Here is a 14,113-nt window from a genome sequence, read left to right on the forward strand (position 1 = left end):
CAGAAAAAGGTCAAGCACTTCATGGCGCCTTTGAAGCACGTCTCAGTGCACGGGCTTTTCCAGCAGCGGATACAAGGCCTTCCAGACGTTTTGCAGCACGCGCGGTTCGCCGGCTGCCGTCGGATGCAGGCCGTCCGCCTGCATCAGAGCGGGATCGAGCGCAACGCCGTCGAGCAGGAACGGCACCAGCGCCGTGTGGTACTGCTGGGCGAGATCGACATAGACCTCGCGCAAGGCGTCGCGGTAGCGCGGCCCGTAGTTCACCGGCAGTTCGATGCCCAGCAGCAGCACGCGCGCGCCGGCCGCCTGGCTGGCCTCGATCATGGCCGCGAGATTGTCGCGCATGCGATCCAGCGGCAGACCGCGCAGGCCGTCGTTGGCGCCCAGTTCCAGCACCACGACCCGTGGCTTGTACTGCTTCAGCAGCGCCGGCAGACGGTTGCGACCGCTGAGGCTGGTCTCGCCGCTGATGCTGGCATTGATTGCGCGCCAGGCCGGCCGCATATCCTTCAGACGTGCATCGAGCAGGTGGACCCAGCCCTGTTCGGCGGCGATATTGTGCGCAGCGGACAACGAATCCCCCAGCACCAGCACCGTGCGCGGCGCAGCGGCCTGCACCGGCATCGCGAACCACGCCAGGATGCAGAGGGTCCAAAGGGCATTCAGCAACACGGGAAAACGACGCATGACGGAATCCGACAAGGTGGCACTCGATGCCCGCGATGTTAGCAAGCATGTCGTGGGACCGGCCGGACGCATCGACATCCTCGAACGCGTGAACCTGCGCGTTCCGCATGGCGAGAGCCTGGCCATCGTCGGCGCTTCCGGTTCCGGCAAGACCACCCTGCTCGGCCTGCTGGCCGGTCTGGACACGCCCAGCGGCGGTCAGATCCATCTCGACGGCCACGCCCTGCACGACAGCGACGAGGAAACCCGCGCCGCGCTGCGCCGGCAACTGGTCGGCTTCGTGTTCCAGTCATTCCACCTGATGCCGGCGCTGACCGCCGAGGAAAACGTGATGCTGCCGCTGGAACTGGACGGCGGCGAGAACCCGCGCGAACGCGCACGCGCCACGCTGGATGCGGTGGGCCTGCACGCGCGACGCGGCCACTACCCGCATCAGCTGTCCGGCGGCGAACAGCAACGCGTCGCGCTGGCGCGCGCCTTCGTGCACCAGCCGCGCATCCTGTTTGCTGACGAACCGACCGGCAACCTCGACCGCCACACCGGCGACAAGGTCCGCGAGCTGCTGTTCGATCTCAACCAGAGCCACGCCACCACGCTGGTGCTGGTCACGCACGACATGCGCCTGGCCGATCATTGCATGCACATCGCCGAGCTCGACGACGGCCGCCTGAAGGAATCCGCGTGAAGCTGCTGCGCCTGGCCCTGCGCACGCTGCGCCGCGAATGGCGGCTGCCCGAACTGCGCACGCTGGCGGCGGCGCTGGTGCTGGCCGTGGCCGCGCTGGGCGTGGTCGCCACGCTGTCGACGCGGGTCGAGCACGGCATCACCGCCAGCGCGGCCGAACTGATCGGCGGCGACATCGGCGTGCACGGCGCCTCGCCGCTGCCGGACGACTTCGCCGCACGCGCTCATGCGCTGGGATTGAAGACCAGCCGCGTCGCCACCTTCCCCAGCGTCGCCTTCGCCGGCGACCGCAATCAGCTGCTCGACGTGACCGCCGTCGACGCGGCCTATCCGCTGCGCGGCAGCCTGCGCACGCGGGATGCGCAGGGGCACGAACACGTCGTACACGGTCCGGCGCGCGGCAACGTCTATCTCGATCACCGGGCCCTGAGCGATCTGCAACTGCGCATTGGCCAGCGGGTGCAGGTCGGCGGTCAGGACCTGCGCATCGCCGCCGAGCTGAGCGCACTGCCCGACGGCGGCCAGCTGGTGTCGATGGCGCCGCGCGTGGTGATGAATCTCGCCGACGCCGAACAGGCCGGATTGCTCGGTGTCGGCAGCCGCGCCGGCCACGACCTGCTGATCGCCGGCGCGCCGCCGCAGGTCGCGCGCTACGTCGCCGAGATCCGTCCCCAGTTGCAGAAAGGGCAGCGCCTGATCACGCCGCAGACCACGCAGGAACGCATGCGCTCGGCATTCGATCGCGCCGGCGCCTTCCTGCGCCTGACCGCCCTGCTGGCGGCGCTGCTGGCTGGCGTCGCCATCGCCCTCGCCGCGCAGCGCTATGCGCGCCGCAAGACCGACGAAGTCGCCCTGCTGCGCGCGCTCGGCACACCGCGACGCCGCGTGCTGGGTCTGCTCGCCGGTACGCTCGCGGCACTCGCCCTGCCCGCGCTGGCGTTGGGCGCGGCGCTGGCGTTGGGGCTGGCACAGCTGGCCTGGCATCTCGCCGGCGCGCTGCTGACGCGGGTGCCGACCGAGCTGCCGTGGCTGCCGGCGCTGGCCGCCGTCGGCATGGGGCTGGCCGTGCTGATCGGCTTCGCCCTGCCGCCGCTGGCGCGACTGGCCGACGTGGCCCCGGTCGCCGTGTTCCGTCGCAGCATGACGCGACGCGTGCGCCGCTTCGACGCGCTGTACCTGCTGCCGATCCTCGTCGCAGTCGCCCTGATCGGCCTGCAGGCCGGCAATCCGCGTCTTGGCCCCATTCTCGCCGCCAGCCTGTTCGGCGTAGTGCTGGCGGCGGTACTGCTGTCGCTGCTGCTGCTGTGGCTGGCCCGACGCATCGCGCCTGGCGCGCACCCCGGTCTGCGCCTCGGTCTGGCGGCGCTGGCGCGACGACGCAGCCTCAGTCTGATCCAGGCCACGGCGCTGTCGCTGGGTCTCACCGCGCTGCTGCTGCTCGGCGTGATCGCGCCGTCGCTGCTGCAGAGTTGGCGCAGCGAACTGCCGTCGGACACGCCCAACTGGTTCGTGCTGAACCTGCAGACCGACCAGCGCCCGGGCTTCGAGCAGGCGCTGCGATCCATGCATGCCGACAAACTCAACATGCTGCCGCTGGCCGTGGGCAAACTGGTGTCGATCAACGGCACGCCGATCGATGCGATGAAGCTGGACGACCCGGACGCCAAGCGCTGGGCCGACCGCCAGCTGCGCCTGTCGTGGAGCGCCGAACTTCCTTCCTCGAACCGCGTGGTCGCCGGCACCTGGCAAGGCGCCGATCCGCCGACGCCGATGGTCTCGATCGACGAGCGCTGGCGCGACTTGTTCCAGCTCAAGCCCGGCGACCGCATGACGTTCCAGGTCGGCGAAGCGAACCTGACCACGACCGTCTCCAGCGTGCGCAAGGTCGACTGGACCTCGTTCCAGGTCAACTTCTTCCTGCTGCTGGACCCCGCGCACGCCGGACGCCTGCCGCATACCTGGATCGCCAGTTTCTATCTGCCGCGCGAAGCCTCGAACACCCTGGCGACACTGTCGCGCGACTACCCCAACCTCAGCCTGATCGACGTCAATGCGTTGCTCGATCGCGTGCGCGGCATCATCGACCGCGTCAGCGTGGCCGTGCGCTGGGTGCTGGGCTTCAGCCTGCTGGCCGGCGTGCTGGTGCTGGTCGCCGCGCTGGCGTCCAGTGCGCGCGAACGCGAACACGAAGCCGCCCTGCTGCGCACGCTCGGCGCGCACAAGACGCAACTGCGCATCGCCGCGGCCTGCGAATTCGCGCTGCTGGGCCTGATCGCGGGACTGACCGCGGCGCTCGGCGCGGCCGGCGCCGGCCTCTGGCTGGCGCGGCAAGTGTTCCGTATTCCGCATTACCTGCCGCCGTTGCAGCCGCTGATCGTGACCGCCGCGCTGGCCGCTTTGGCCGTGATGCTGATCGGCCTGGCCGGCACCCGTCGCGTGATCCGCACTTCGCCGCTGGGACTGCTGCGCCGAGGCTGAACGGAAACCTCTCGATGCGCGGCGCACGTCAACCGTTTGCGAGGCTGACGCGTTTTTCCTCCCACCACCCCGAACCGAGGAACGCCTCATGCAACGCACATTTCTGCTGTCCGCGCTCGCCACCGCGCTGATCGCCACCGGCGGTTTCGCTCTGGCTCAACAGACTACGCCGCCCGCGCCGCCGGCACCGGCCAGCCAGCCGATGAAGATGGACGGCGCGCGTCCTGCCTGGAAGGGTTCGATGGGCGGCCATCGCCACGGCCAACACGGCAAACGCGGCATGCACCGTATGGGCCGCCACGGCGGTCCGGCCGGTGCGGTGATCGCCGACCTGCGCGAGCTGTCGCATCTCTACGTGCGCTCGGGCAAGGCCGACCAGCTGCCGTCGCTGTACAACGACGTGCTGGCCAAGACCCAGGACCCGATGGTGCGTAACTACGCCTACCACGCCCTGGCCCGCGCGCAGATGCGTCCGCGCGACAGCGGCGCGGCCATCGCCACGCTGCGCAAGAGCCTCAACGAGGACCTGACGCGTCTGAACGCCATGAAGGCGAACGCGCCGAAGTAAGGTGACCGCGCGTCGGATCGCGGCCCCGGCATCGCACGATGCCGGGGCTTGTCGTTTCAGGGTGCGGCGGCGGCGCGGTCGGACGATGCCGTGTTCTCGCCTTCGCGTTCTTCCTGCTTGACCTGCTGCCACAGCGCTTCCTGGCTGCGCAGATCGCGCTGATCCATGAGCGTGCCGTCCGCGGCGGCCAGCGCTTCCATGCGGCGGAAGCGCCGCTCGAACTTGGCGTTGGCGTGGCGCAACGCACGCGAGAAATCGACCTTGGCGTGACGCGTCAGGTTGACCAGCACGAACAACACGTCGCCGATCTCGTCCTCCAGTCGCGCCGGCTCGCTGCCGGCGTCGAACTCGGCGCGCACCTCGGCCAGTTCCTCGTCCAGCTTGTCCAGTACCGGACGGTGATCGGGCCAGTCGTAGCCGACCGCCGCCGCGCGCTTCTGCAACTTCAACGCGCGCTTCCACTCGGGCAAGCCGCGCGCGACGCCGGCCAGCGCGCTGGTGTCTTCTTCCCCTTTGTCGCGACGCTCGGCCGCCTTGATCTGCTCCCAGGCGCGCGTCTGCGCCTCAGCGTCCTCGAAGCGGGCGTCGCCGAACACGTGCGGATGGCGCCGCACCATCTTGTCGCTGATCGCGCCGACCACATCGGCGAAATCGAACAGGCCCGCCTCCTCGGCCATGCGCGCATGGAACACCACCTGCAGCAGCAGATCGCCGAGTTCGTCGCGCAGGTCGCCGTAGTCGCGCCGGTCGATGGCGTCGGCGACCTCGTAGGCTTCCTCGACCGTGTAGGCGGCGATGGAATCGAAATCCTGCTGCACGTCCCACGGACAGCCGCGCTCGGGATCGCGCAGGCGCGCCATGATGGTCAGCAGTTCGTCGATGGAACGAGGTTCGCTCATGATGTCGGTTTCCGCGCTCGCGTGCGCACTCAGGACGCCAGGCGCGCGGCCCAATCGACGCCGGCGTCGCCCACGGCGATGAATTCGGGATTGAGCAGCGAGTCCTTGCGGTTGTAGCGCAGCGGCTCGCCGTCGAAGGTGCGCACCGCGCCGCCGGCGGCTTCCAGCACGCACTGCGCAGCCGCGGTGTCCCACTCGGACGTCAGGCCGGCACGCAGATACAGGTCGGCGTCGCCGCGCGCGACCAGACAGAACTTCAGCGACGAACCGCGCGCGATCAGCTCGTGCTCGCCCAGTCGCGCCAGCAGCTCGCGCTGGCGTTCGCTGCCGTGCGAGCGGCTGCCGGCAACCGTCAGCGGCGCGTCGGCCTGGCGCGTGCGCAGCCGCTGCGGCTCGTCGTCCGGACGCTCCTGACGGAACGCGCCATGACCGTGCCGTGCGTAGTAGAGGTCGCCGGTAACGGGCGTCTGCACCACGCCGAGCACGCTGCGGTCGCCTTCGATCAAGGCGATGTTGACGGTGAACTCGCCGTTGCGCTTGACGAACTCGCGAGTGCCGTCGAGCGGATCGACCAGCCAGTAACGCTGCCAGCCGCGCCGCACGTCCCAGGCGATGTCGGCCGACTCCTCGGACAGCACCGGAATCTCCGGCGTCAGCGCCTGCAGGCTGTCGACGATGATGCGGTGCGCGGCCAGATCGGCGGCGGTCAGAGGCGAATCGTCGGCCTTCTGTTCGACGTCGAAGTCGCGTCCGTAAACCTCCAGAATCGCGTCGCCGGCGCGACGGGCAATCCCGATCACGGCGGCGGTCAGCATGTCGTCGCGCAGCAGGTCGTTCATGTCCTTCCTTCAGGGTCGATAGCGGCCGGCGAGATACTCGCGCGCCATGAACAGGGCAGCGATGGAGCGCCCCTCGGTGACGTCGTCGCGCGCCAGCAGCAGGTGCAGCTCGGACAGCTTCCACGCCACCACGTCGAGCGGCTCCGGTTCGTCGCCTTCCAGTTTCTCGGCAAACAGGTCTTGCGCCAGCACCACGTTGGTCACGTGGCTCATGTACGCCGGCGACAGCGACAGCGAACCGATGTGCCGCAGCGAACGCGCGCCGAAACCGGCTTCCTCTTTCAGTTCGCGATTGGCGGCCTGCTCGACGCTCTCGTCACGATCCATGCGGCCCTTGGGCAGGCCCAGCTCGTAGTGGTCGAGACCGACGCTGTACTCGCGCACCAGCAGCACGGTGTCGTCGTCGCGCATCGGCACGATGATGACCGCGCCCAGTCCGGAGCTGAGCAGACGTTCGTGGGTGCGCCGCTCGCCGTTGGAGAATTCCAGATCCACTTCCTCGATGTGCAGGAAGCGGCTGCGCTCGACGGTGCGGGTGTCGTGGATGATCGGATACTTGCGGCTCATTCGGTCATTGTACGCCCGCCGGGATGTCAGGTCCGCTGCAGCCGCCGCAGCACGGGCTCGTGCAGCGCCGGCACGGCGGCCAGCACGCTGCGCGTGTCCAGATTCAGCTCGTTGCCGTACAGATCGCTGAACACGCCGCCGGCCTCACGCACGATCACCGCCAGCGCGGCGATGTCGAGGATGTTCACGTCCGACTCGATCACCACGTCCAGGCCGCCGCGCGCCAGCAGGTGGTAGTGACAGAAATCGCCATAGCCGCGGATGCGGTTGCTGTCGCGGATCAGCTGACCGAGCGCGTCCCAGCGCGCATCGGCGGTCAGCGTGGCGACGTTGCTGATGGAGATCGACGCCTGCGCCAGCGTTTCGGTGCCGGCGACATGCACCGGCGCGCCGTCGAGGAACGCGCCGCCGCCGACCGTGGCCCACATCGTCTCGCCGAAGATCGGCGCCGAGGACACGCCCAGCACCAGTTGGCCGCGATGCATCAGCGCGATCTGCGTGGACAGGAATGGCGTGCGGCGCACGAAGCTCTTGGTGCCGTCGAGCGGATCGACCAGCCACAGGAAATCACCCTCGCCCTGACGACCGAATTCCTCGCCGTAGAAACCATGCTCAGGGTAGCGCGTACCGATGATCCGGCGGATGGCCTGCTCGGCCTCGCGGTCGGCCACGGTGACCGGCGTGTCGTCGGCCTTCAGTTCGACCTGTGCGCCGTGCTGCCAGTAGTGGCGGATCACCTCGGCCGCGGCCTGCGCCGCCTCGCGCGCCGTGTCCAGCGCCTGCTGCAGAGAAAACGTGTCGCTCAACGTGCTGCTCCCATCAGTGCCCCGCTCTGGCGGCGAACGATCAGTGTGCCATCTTGTTGCAGCGGACCGAGGTGCGACAGCACCTGGCGCACGCGCGTCGCGCCGTCGCGCGCCTGCAGACGCGCGTCCAGACGCCAGCCCAGCAGCGAAACCTGCGCCTGTCCGGAAAGCGCCAGCGGACCGCCGTCGTCGCCGAGCGTCGCGATCAGCGTGGTGCCGGCCTGCTCGTGCAGCCGCGCATGCAAACGACCCAGCGACACCGGCCCCTGCGCATCGGCCAGGGCCGCCTGCCAGCTCACCGTGCCGTCCAGCTGCTGCGGCCAGCGATCGCGCACGTGCAGCCGTGCAATGTCGATCTCCACATCGCCCATCGGTTGCAGCCCCGGCGAACCGACCGTGATGGGCAGACGCTGCGCGTGCACCACCGCGTGCAAATCCCGGCCGATCAGGACATCGCCGCGGCGCTGCAGACGACCGTCGCCGCGCAACAGCGGACCGTCCACGCGCGCATCCAGTCGCAGATGCCCGAAAACCGCCAGCCGCGACAGCGTCCAGTCCACCTCGCCCAGCGGCATGCCGGCGTAGACCACGTCCTCGGCGCGACCGTTCCAGACGCTGCCGTGCAGCGCGCCGACCTGCAGCTGCGGCGCATGATCGCGCGCCAGCCGCCACGCCCAGGACGCGGGAAAGAAGGCCACGAGCACCGCCACGATCAGCAGCACCAGCAGCAGTCCACGCAAGAACCGGCCGATCACGGCTTCACCTGCCTGCCACAGTCCGGCGCTTGAGTACAAGCGCCCTGGACGGGGATGATGTAAGGCATGAACGACACCAAAAAGCTCTCCGGCAATGCCGCACTCGCAGCGCGCGATCTTCGACACGTGTGGCATCCGTGCACGCAGATGCACGACCACGAAACCATCCCCATGGTACCCATCGTGCGCGGCGAAGGGGCGTGGCTTTTCGACGCCGACGGCAAACGTTATATCGACGGCATCAGCTCGTGGTGGGTGAACCTGTTCGGCCACGCCAATCCGCGCATCGCCGCCGCGCTGGCCGACCAGGCGCGCACACTGGAGCATGTCATTTTCGCCGGTTTCACGCACGAGCCGGCGCTGCAGCTGGCCGAGGAACTGGTGCGGGTGACGCCCGAAGGCCTCAACCGCGTGTTCTACGGCGACAACGGTTCGTCCGCCATCGAGGTGGCGCTGAAGATGAGCTTCCACTACTGGCTCAACCAGGGCCACGGCGAGAAGACCCGCTTCGTCGCCCTGACCGGCAGCTACCACGGCGAAACGCTGGGCGCGCTGTCGGTCAGCGACGTGGCGCTGTATCGCAAGACCTACGCGCCGCTGCTGCTGGAACCGATCCTGGCGCCGTCGCCGGACACCTGGGACGCCGAGCCGGGCGAAACGCCCGCCGACGTCGCCACGCGCCGTCTGGGCGATCTGCGCGCCGTGCTGGAACGGCAGGCCGGCGAGATCTGCGCGGTGATCGTCGAACCGCTGGTGCAGTGCGCCGGCGGCATGCGCATGTACCACCCGGATTATCTGGCCGGCCTGCGCACGCTGTGCGACGAGTTCGACGTGCACTTCATCGCCGACGAGATCGCCGTCGGCTTCGGCCGCACCGGCACGATGTTTGCGTGCGAACAGGCCGGCGTGCGTCCGGATTTCATGTGCCTGTCGAAGGGGCTGACCGCCGGCACGCTGGCGCTGTCGGCCGTGCTCACGACCGACGCCGTGTACGAGGCGTTCTACGCCGAATACGCCTCGGGCAAGGCCTTTCTGCATTCGCACAGCTACACCGGCAATCCGCTGGCCTGCCGCGTGGCGCTGGAGACGCTGGCGATCTTCCGCGACGAACCGGTGATCGAGAACAACCGCCGCCTCGCCGCCCACCTGGCCTCGCGGTTGGCGCCGCTGCGCGATCATCCGCACGTCGCCGACGTGCGCCAGACCGGCATGATCGCCGCGGTCGAACTGGTGCGCGACAAGGCCTCGCGCACGCCCTTCCCGTTCGAGGAACGCCGCGGCATGCGCGTGTACTTGCACGGTCTGACCCGCGAATGCCTGCTGCGGCCGCTCGGCAACGTGGTCTATTTCATGCCGCCGTACGTGGTCACGGAGAGCGAGATCGACCATCTGGTCGACGTCGCCATCGAAGGCATCGAACGCGCGGTGGCCTGAACCGACGGCTCAGACCGGCCACGCGCCGAACACGACGCCGTACAGGGTGAATTGCAGCGTGTGGTAGCCGCCGTCGAGCAGAAACAGTTTCAGGCTGCGCCGCGCGAACAGGTAGTTGATGCCGAAGCTGGTCGCCACCCAGCACAGGCCGGCGATCAGTCCGGCGCCGACCGCGAAACGGAATTCCGGCGACGGCCCGAGAAACAGCGAGAACACGAACGCCGACAGCAGACTCAGCACGAACGCGCTGAGGAACGTGCGCAGCAGCGGCGGGGATTTCTCCGGGCTGACGCCGGCTTCGCGCGTCCACAGACGCTGGAACACGAAGCCGTACCACAGGCTGCCCAGCACGAAGCTCGACATCGCCGCCGCCAGCACCGCCCACAGTTCGACATCCCGCATGGTTCACCCCGCGCCGCTCGTCCTTTCGGGCAACGCTACCCCGATATGGACGTCCATGTCATTGCAACCAAAGGCGCAGGCCGTTCGGCGTGCCACGCCCGCGTGAGCGCAACGAGGGCGGATGTCAGCCGTTGCCGAGGCGCGTGCGCAGCGCCTGCAGACGCGGCGCATCGGGACGCAGCTTACCCGCGGCCTGCAGCGCCTGCTGCGCGGCCGCGCGATTGCCTTCGTCGAGGCGCTTCTCGGCCTGGTCGAGCCAGGCGCTGGCCAGCCGGCGTCGCATGCCGACCTGCGATGTATCGCCAGGCACGAGCTGTTCGAGTACCGAGAGCATCTTGCTGGCCTGCGCCAGGTCGCCCTTGCTCATGGCGCGATCGAAACGGATGCGCGCGTGTCCGGCCAGTCCCTGCAGACCGGCCAGCGCATCGCGGTTGTTGCCGTCGATGTTGAGCACTTCGCTGTACAGGTCGTAGGCGCTGGCGCCGGGCGGGAGCATGATGTCGCCAGCGTCGAGCGCGGCCTGCGCGCGCTTGAGCAGATCGTCGACACGCGCCTGCTGCTGCGGGCTGAGCGGAGTGGCCGGCTGATCCTGCCCGGCCGCCTGCTGCTGGCTGCTCAGACGCGAGCGCGCCGCGGCCAGATCCGACGAGTGCGGCGCCAGTTGCTGGGCCTGATCGAGCAGTGTCGAGGCATCCTTGAAGTCCTGCGCATCGATCGACGCGTTGGCGCGCAGAATCAGCGCCTGCGCCACCTGACCGACGCCGGCCTTGGCCTGCGCGTTGTCCGGATCGAGCTTGAGCACCGCCTGGAACTGCGCCAGCGCGTTGTCGTCGCCGTCGCCGGTGAACTTGCCCGCGCGCAGCGCGTCGCTGGCCTGCTGCAGATGCTGCTGGATCGCCGCTTCGGACTGCTGGCGCGCCTGCGCCAGATGCGCGCGCAGCGACGGCAGATCGCCGTAACCGGGCATCAGCGAAGCGATGTCGCCGATCAGGTTGTCGGCCTGATCCAGCTGCCCGGCGTCGAGCGCGGCACGCGCCTGCCCGGCCAAGGCGTCGCCGACCTTGTCCAGGCCATGGCGCGCGACGGCGTTGTCCGGATCGGCCTTGAGCGCCTGCTGGAACAGCTTGGCCGCGCCCTGGTCGCCGTCGAGCTTGCCCGCCGCCAGCGCCGACTGCGCCTGCGTGATGAGCGCATCGGTCTGCGCCTGCGACTGACGCGCCTTCAGCAGCTGCTGCGACACGTCGTGCACGTCGTCGCCGCCGCCGAGCAACTCGCGCGCGTCCTCGACGGCGGCCTGCGCGTCGGCGTAATCGCCCTTGGCGATGGCGTCGCGGGCGCGCTGCAATTCGGCCTCGCCAACCTTGCGCAGGCCGGCGTTGGCCTGCTCGTTGTCCGGTTCCAGGGCGCGCACGGCTCCGTACAACTCGCGCGCGCTGTTGCCGTCATTGCCTTCCAGGTTGCCGGCGGCATAGGCCGCGTCGGCGCGCGCCAGCAGGCTGTTGAGCTGGGTGCGCGGGAACAGTCCGCGCAACGCATCCTGATTGAGCCAGGCGAGGGTGCCGACGGCGATCACGATCACGGCCAGCACTGGCCACAGCCAGCCACGCCGGGAACCGCCGCGGCGCGGGGACGGCGGCGGCGGCGCGCTCGCTCGGCGACGCGTTTCGCCCGGCAGCACCATGTCGGGCTGCGCGGACGGCGGGGAAGCGGACGGCGCGGCGGCCGGACGGCCGTGCAGCTGGTCGAGATCGCCCAGGCTCGGTTCGGTGCGGCCTCGCGACCCGGAGTTGCGTTGTTCGCCCATGGAAGAGCTCGAAACCTTGACTCCGTTCAGCTTAGCATCGTCAAACCCGCGCCAGCACTTGTGTCGGGGCCGCATTCAGCCGGCAGCCAGCCGTTCCACCTCGATCACGTTGGGCAGGGTTTCCAGACGCGCCAGCAGCACCGACAACTGCTCGAAATCGCGCACCCGCAGGGTGAAGGTCATTTCCGCCTCGCCGGTGCGCGCGAACAGGCGGCTGGACGAGGCGACGATGGGCGCGCCGAAATTGGTGATGAGTCCGGTAACGTCCTTCTGCAGCCCCTTGCGGTCGTAGCCGAGCACGCGCACGGTGGCTTCGTAGGCGCGCTCCGGCGCGCGTCCCCATTCGACTTCGATCACGCGCTTGGGGTCGCGCCGCGCCAGGCGCATCAGGCTGGCGCAATCGCGTCGATGCACCGAGACGCCGCGCCCCTTGGTGATGTAACCGCGCACCGGATCGCCCGGCAGCGGCTGGCAGCAGCGCGCCAGCGTGGTCATCAGATCGCCCACGCCCTGCACGCGCATCGCGCCGGGGTCGACGCGTTCGCTGCGCCGCGGCGGCGCGGGACGCGGCGCCGGCGCATCGGTCTCGCTCTCGGTCAGACTGCGCGCGACCTGCGCCGTGGACAGCTCGCCCAGCGCCAGCGCCACCAGCATCTCTTCCGGCTGCTGGAAGCCGAGCTTGCGCGCCAGCGCGTCCTGGTCGGCGTCGGTCATCGCCAGTCGCTTGAGTTCGCGTTCCAGCAGCGCACGCCCGGCAACCAGATTGGTCGCGTGCTCCTTGCGCCGGAACCAGGCGCGCACCTTGTCCTTCGCGCGTCCCGAATGCAGGTAGCCGTGATGCGGCGACAGCCAGTCGCGACTGGGCTCGGACTGCTTGGCGGTGAGAATCTCCACGCGGTCGCCGCTGCGCGGCTGATGGGTCAGCGGCACGATGCGGTCGTTGACCTTGGCGCCGCGGCAGCGATGCCCGACGTCGGTGTGGATGTGATACGCGAAATCGAGCACGGTCGCGCCGCGCGGCATGTCCACGACCTCGCCGCGCGGCGTCAGCACGTAGACGCGATCCTCGTCCAGCGCGGTCTCGAAATCGGCCAGCAGGCCGGCATCGTCGTCGCCGCGCGATTCCAGCAGCGTGCGCAGCCAGGCGACGCGCTTCTCGAACTGCGCGTCGTTCGAGCCGCCCTCCTTGTAGCGCCAGTGCGCGGCCACGCCGAGTTCGTTGTCGCGATGCATCGCGTGGGTGCGGATCTGCACTTCCAGCGTGCGCCCGCCCGGCCCCAGCACGGCGGTATGCAGCGAGCGGTAGCCGTTCTGCTTGGGCCGCGCGATGTAGTCGTCGAATTCCTTGGGAATGTGCGGCCACAGACCGTGCACCACGCCCAGCGCGGCGTAGCAGTCGGCCACGTCGTCGACCAGCACGCGCAGCGCGCGGATGTCGTACAGCTCGTCGAAATCCAGATGCTTGCGCTGCATCTTCTTCCAGATGGAATGGATGTGCTTGGGCCGGCCCGCGATGTCCGCCGCGATGCCCGCCTCGCGCAGCTTGCCGCCCAGCGTGTCGATGCACTCGCGGATGAAACGCTCGCGATCCACACGGCGCTCGTCGAGCAACTTGGCGATGCGTTTGTAGACATCGGGCTGCTGGAAACGGAAGGCCAGATCCTCCAGCTCCCACTTCAGCTGCCAGATGCCGAGACGGTTGGCCAGCGGCGCGTGGATGTCGGCGGTCAGCTTGGCCAGCCGACGCGCTTCCTCCGCCGGCAACTTGGCCGCGCCGCGCATGCGCAACAGCTGGCGTACCAGCAGCACGAACACCACGCGCACGTCGCGGATGATCGCCAGCAGCAGGCGCCGCAAGCCTTCGCTGGCGCCGCTGCGCTCGGCGTGCAGCGCCCACACGCGCTCGGCGGCGAACTGACCCTCGACCAGACGCACCAGCGTCTGCGGCAGCGCCGCGCTCACCGCGTCCCAGGCGGCGCGGTCGTGTTCGGCGACGGCGAACCACAGCGCCGCGGCGCGGGTTTCCTCGTCGCAGCCGAGCGCAGCCAGCAGTTCCAGCGTGTGCTGCTGTGTCTCGCGCGCGGATTCGGGCAGACCGGCACAGGCGTCCAGCGCGTCGCGCAGCAACGGCGAGGCGGGGGCGGAAGCCTGCGGTGGACGAGACGATGCGGTCATGGGACGAGCCTAGTA

Annotated in this window: 13 protein-coding genes; 4 read left to right on the plus strand and 9 right to left on the minus strand. The window is 69.3% G+C overall.

All coding sequences use genetic code 11. From position 1 onward, the window contains the following. Positions 1–42: 42 nt before the first annotated feature. Positions 43–687, minus strand: coding sequence for an arylesterase (locus tag LF63_RS11815; RefSeq protein ID WP_043102054.1), 645 nt, complete (start codon positions 685–687; stop codon positions 43–45). Here LF63_RS11815 and LF63_RS11820 point away from each other — a divergent pair. The 3 genes from LF63_RS11820 (at position 686) to LF63_RS11830 (ending at position 4,417) form a co-directional block, all read left to right on the plus strand. Further along, complete coding sequence (locus tag LF63_RS11820; protein ID WP_043102056.1) at positions 686–1,372, plus strand: ABC transporter ATP-binding protein; 687 nt, start codon at positions 686–688, stop codon at positions 1,370–1,372. The two genes, LF63_RS11815 and LF63_RS11820, sit on opposite strands and share 2 nt — an antisense overlap. Next, positions 1,369–3,849, plus strand: coding sequence for an ABC transporter permease (locus LF63_RS11825; protein ID WP_043102059.1), 2,481 nt, complete (start codon positions 1,369–1,371; stop codon positions 3,847–3,849). Before LF63_RS11820 ends, LF63_RS11825 begins: the two co-directional genes overlap by 4 nt. Positions 3,850–3,937: 88 nt before the next feature. Then, positions 3,938–4,417 carry a hypothetical protein gene (locus LF63_RS11830; RefSeq protein ID WP_052395024.1) on the plus strand — a complete coding sequence of 160 codons (480 nt, stop codon included), beginning with the start codon at positions 3,938–3,940 and terminating at the stop codon, positions 4,415–4,417. Positions 4,418–4,473: 56 nt separating this feature from the next. Here the strand turns inward: LF63_RS11830 and mazG are convergent, their stop codons facing one another. Genes mazG through LF63_RS11855 form a run of 5 tightly spaced genes read right to left on the minus strand, consistent with a single transcriptional unit; the run spans position 4,474 to position 8,283 of the window. Next, a complete protein-coding gene (gene mazG / locus LF63_RS11835) occupies positions 4,474–5,316 on the minus strand; it encodes a nucleoside triphosphate pyrophosphohydrolase (protein ID WP_043103803.1) in 843 nt (280 codons plus the stop codon). A gap of 29 nt (positions 5,317–5,345) precedes the next feature. After that, entirely contained in the window at positions 5,346–6,155 is an 810-nt protein-coding gene (cysQ, locus tag LF63_RS11840) for a 3'(2'),5'-bisphosphate nucleotidase CysQ (protein WP_052395026.1), read from the minus strand. A gap of 9 nt (positions 6,156–6,164) precedes the next feature. Continuing rightward, positions 6,165–6,722 (minus strand): ADP compounds hydrolase NudE, encoded by a 558-nt coding sequence (gene nudE, locus LF63_RS11845; protein WP_043102060.1) that lies wholly within the window; start codon positions 6,720–6,722, stop codon positions 6,165–6,167. A gap of 26 nt (positions 6,723–6,748) precedes the next feature. Then, complete coding sequence (locus tag LF63_RS11850; RefSeq protein WP_200877550.1) at positions 6,749–7,528, minus strand: inositol monophosphatase family protein; 780 nt, start codon at positions 7,526–7,528, stop codon at positions 6,749–6,751. Next, positions 7,525–8,283 (minus strand): type II secretion system protein N, encoded by a 759-nt coding sequence (locus tag LF63_RS11855; RefSeq protein WP_043102063.1) that lies wholly within the window; start codon positions 8,281–8,283, stop codon positions 7,525–7,527. Before LF63_RS11855 ends, LF63_RS11850 begins: the two co-directional genes overlap by 4 nt. A 66-nt stretch (positions 8,284–8,349) precedes the next feature. Between LF63_RS11855 and LF63_RS11860 the strand changes: the two genes are divergently transcribed. Continuing rightward, the gene (locus LF63_RS11860) at positions 8,350–9,717 is read left to right on the plus strand and encodes an adenosylmethionine--8-amino-7-oxononanoate transaminase (RefSeq protein WP_043102065.1); all 1,368 of its coding nucleotides are present in this window, start codon (positions 8,350–8,352) and stop codon (positions 9,715–9,717) included. A 9-nt stretch (positions 9,718–9,726) separates the two neighbouring features. Here LF63_RS11860 and LF63_RS11865 read toward each other — a convergent pair whose 3' ends face one another. The 3 genes from LF63_RS11865 to LF63_RS11875 form a co-directional block, all read right to left on the minus strand. Beyond that, positions 9,727–10,119 (minus strand): DUF1761 domain-containing protein, encoded by a 393-nt coding sequence (locus LF63_RS11865; protein WP_043102067.1) that lies wholly within the window; start codon positions 10,117–10,119, stop codon positions 9,727–9,729. 124 nt (positions 10,120–10,243) lie between these two features. Beyond that, positions 10,244–11,923: a hypothetical protein gene (locus LF63_RS11870; RefSeq protein ID WP_043102069.1), complete on the minus strand. Its 1,680-nt coding sequence runs from the start codon at positions 11,921–11,923 to the stop codon at positions 10,244–10,246. A 75-nt stretch (positions 11,924–11,998) separates the two neighbouring features. Then, positions 11,999–14,098, minus strand: a complete 2,100-nt coding sequence (locus LF63_RS11875) for a RelA/SpoT family protein (RefSeq protein WP_043102071.1) — start codon at positions 14,096–14,098, stop codon at positions 11,999–12,001. Positions 14,099–14,113 lie beyond the last annotated feature (15 nt).

The sequence above is a fragment of the Oleiagrimonas soli genome, assembly GCF_000761445.1.
GTDB lineage: Bacteria > Pseudomonadota > Gammaproteobacteria > Xanthomonadales > Rhodanobacteraceae > Oleiagrimonas > Oleiagrimonas soli.

What these genes read in the sequence shown, in the direction of transcription:
- LF63_RS11820 (WP_043102056.1), top strand. Translation starts at nt 686, where the DNA reads ATGACGGAATCCGACAAGGTGGCACTCGATGCCCGCGATGTTAGCAAG.
- LF63_RS11815 (WP_043102054.1), bottom strand. Translation starts at nt 687, where the DNA reads ATGCGTCGTTTTCCCGTGTTGCTGAATGCCCTTTGGACCCTCTGCATC.
- LF63_RS11830 (WP_052395024.1), top strand. Translation starts at nt 3,938, where the DNA reads ATGCAACGCACATTTCTGCTGTCCGCGCTCGCCACCGCGCTGATCGCC.
- mazG (WP_043103803.1), bottom strand. Translation starts at nt 5,316, where the DNA reads ATGAGCGAACCTCGTTCCATCGACGAACTGCTGACCATCATGGCGCGC.
- cysQ (WP_052395026.1), bottom strand. Translation starts at nt 6,155, where the DNA reads ATGAACGACCTGCTGCGCGACGACATGCTGACCGCCGCCGTGATCGGG.
- nudE (WP_043102060.1), bottom strand. Translation starts at nt 6,722, where the DNA reads ATGAGCCGCAAGTATCCGATCATCCACGACACCCGCACCGTCGAGCGC.
- LF63_RS11860 (WP_043102065.1), top strand. Translation starts at nt 8,350, where the DNA reads ATGAACGACACCAAAAAGCTCTCCGGCAATGCCGCACTCGCAGCGCGC.
- LF63_RS11865 (WP_043102067.1), bottom strand. Translation starts at nt 10,119, where the DNA reads ATGCGGGATGTCGAACTGTGGGCGGTGCTGGCGGCGGCGATGTCGAGC.
- LF63_RS11870 (WP_043102069.1), bottom strand. Translation starts at nt 11,923, where the DNA reads ATGGGCGAACAACGCAACTCCGGGTCGCGAGGCCGCACCGAACCGAGC.
- LF63_RS11875 (WP_043102071.1), bottom strand. Translation starts at nt 14,098, where the DNA reads ATGACCGCATCGTCTCGTCCACCGCAGGCTTCCGCCCCCGCCTCGCCG.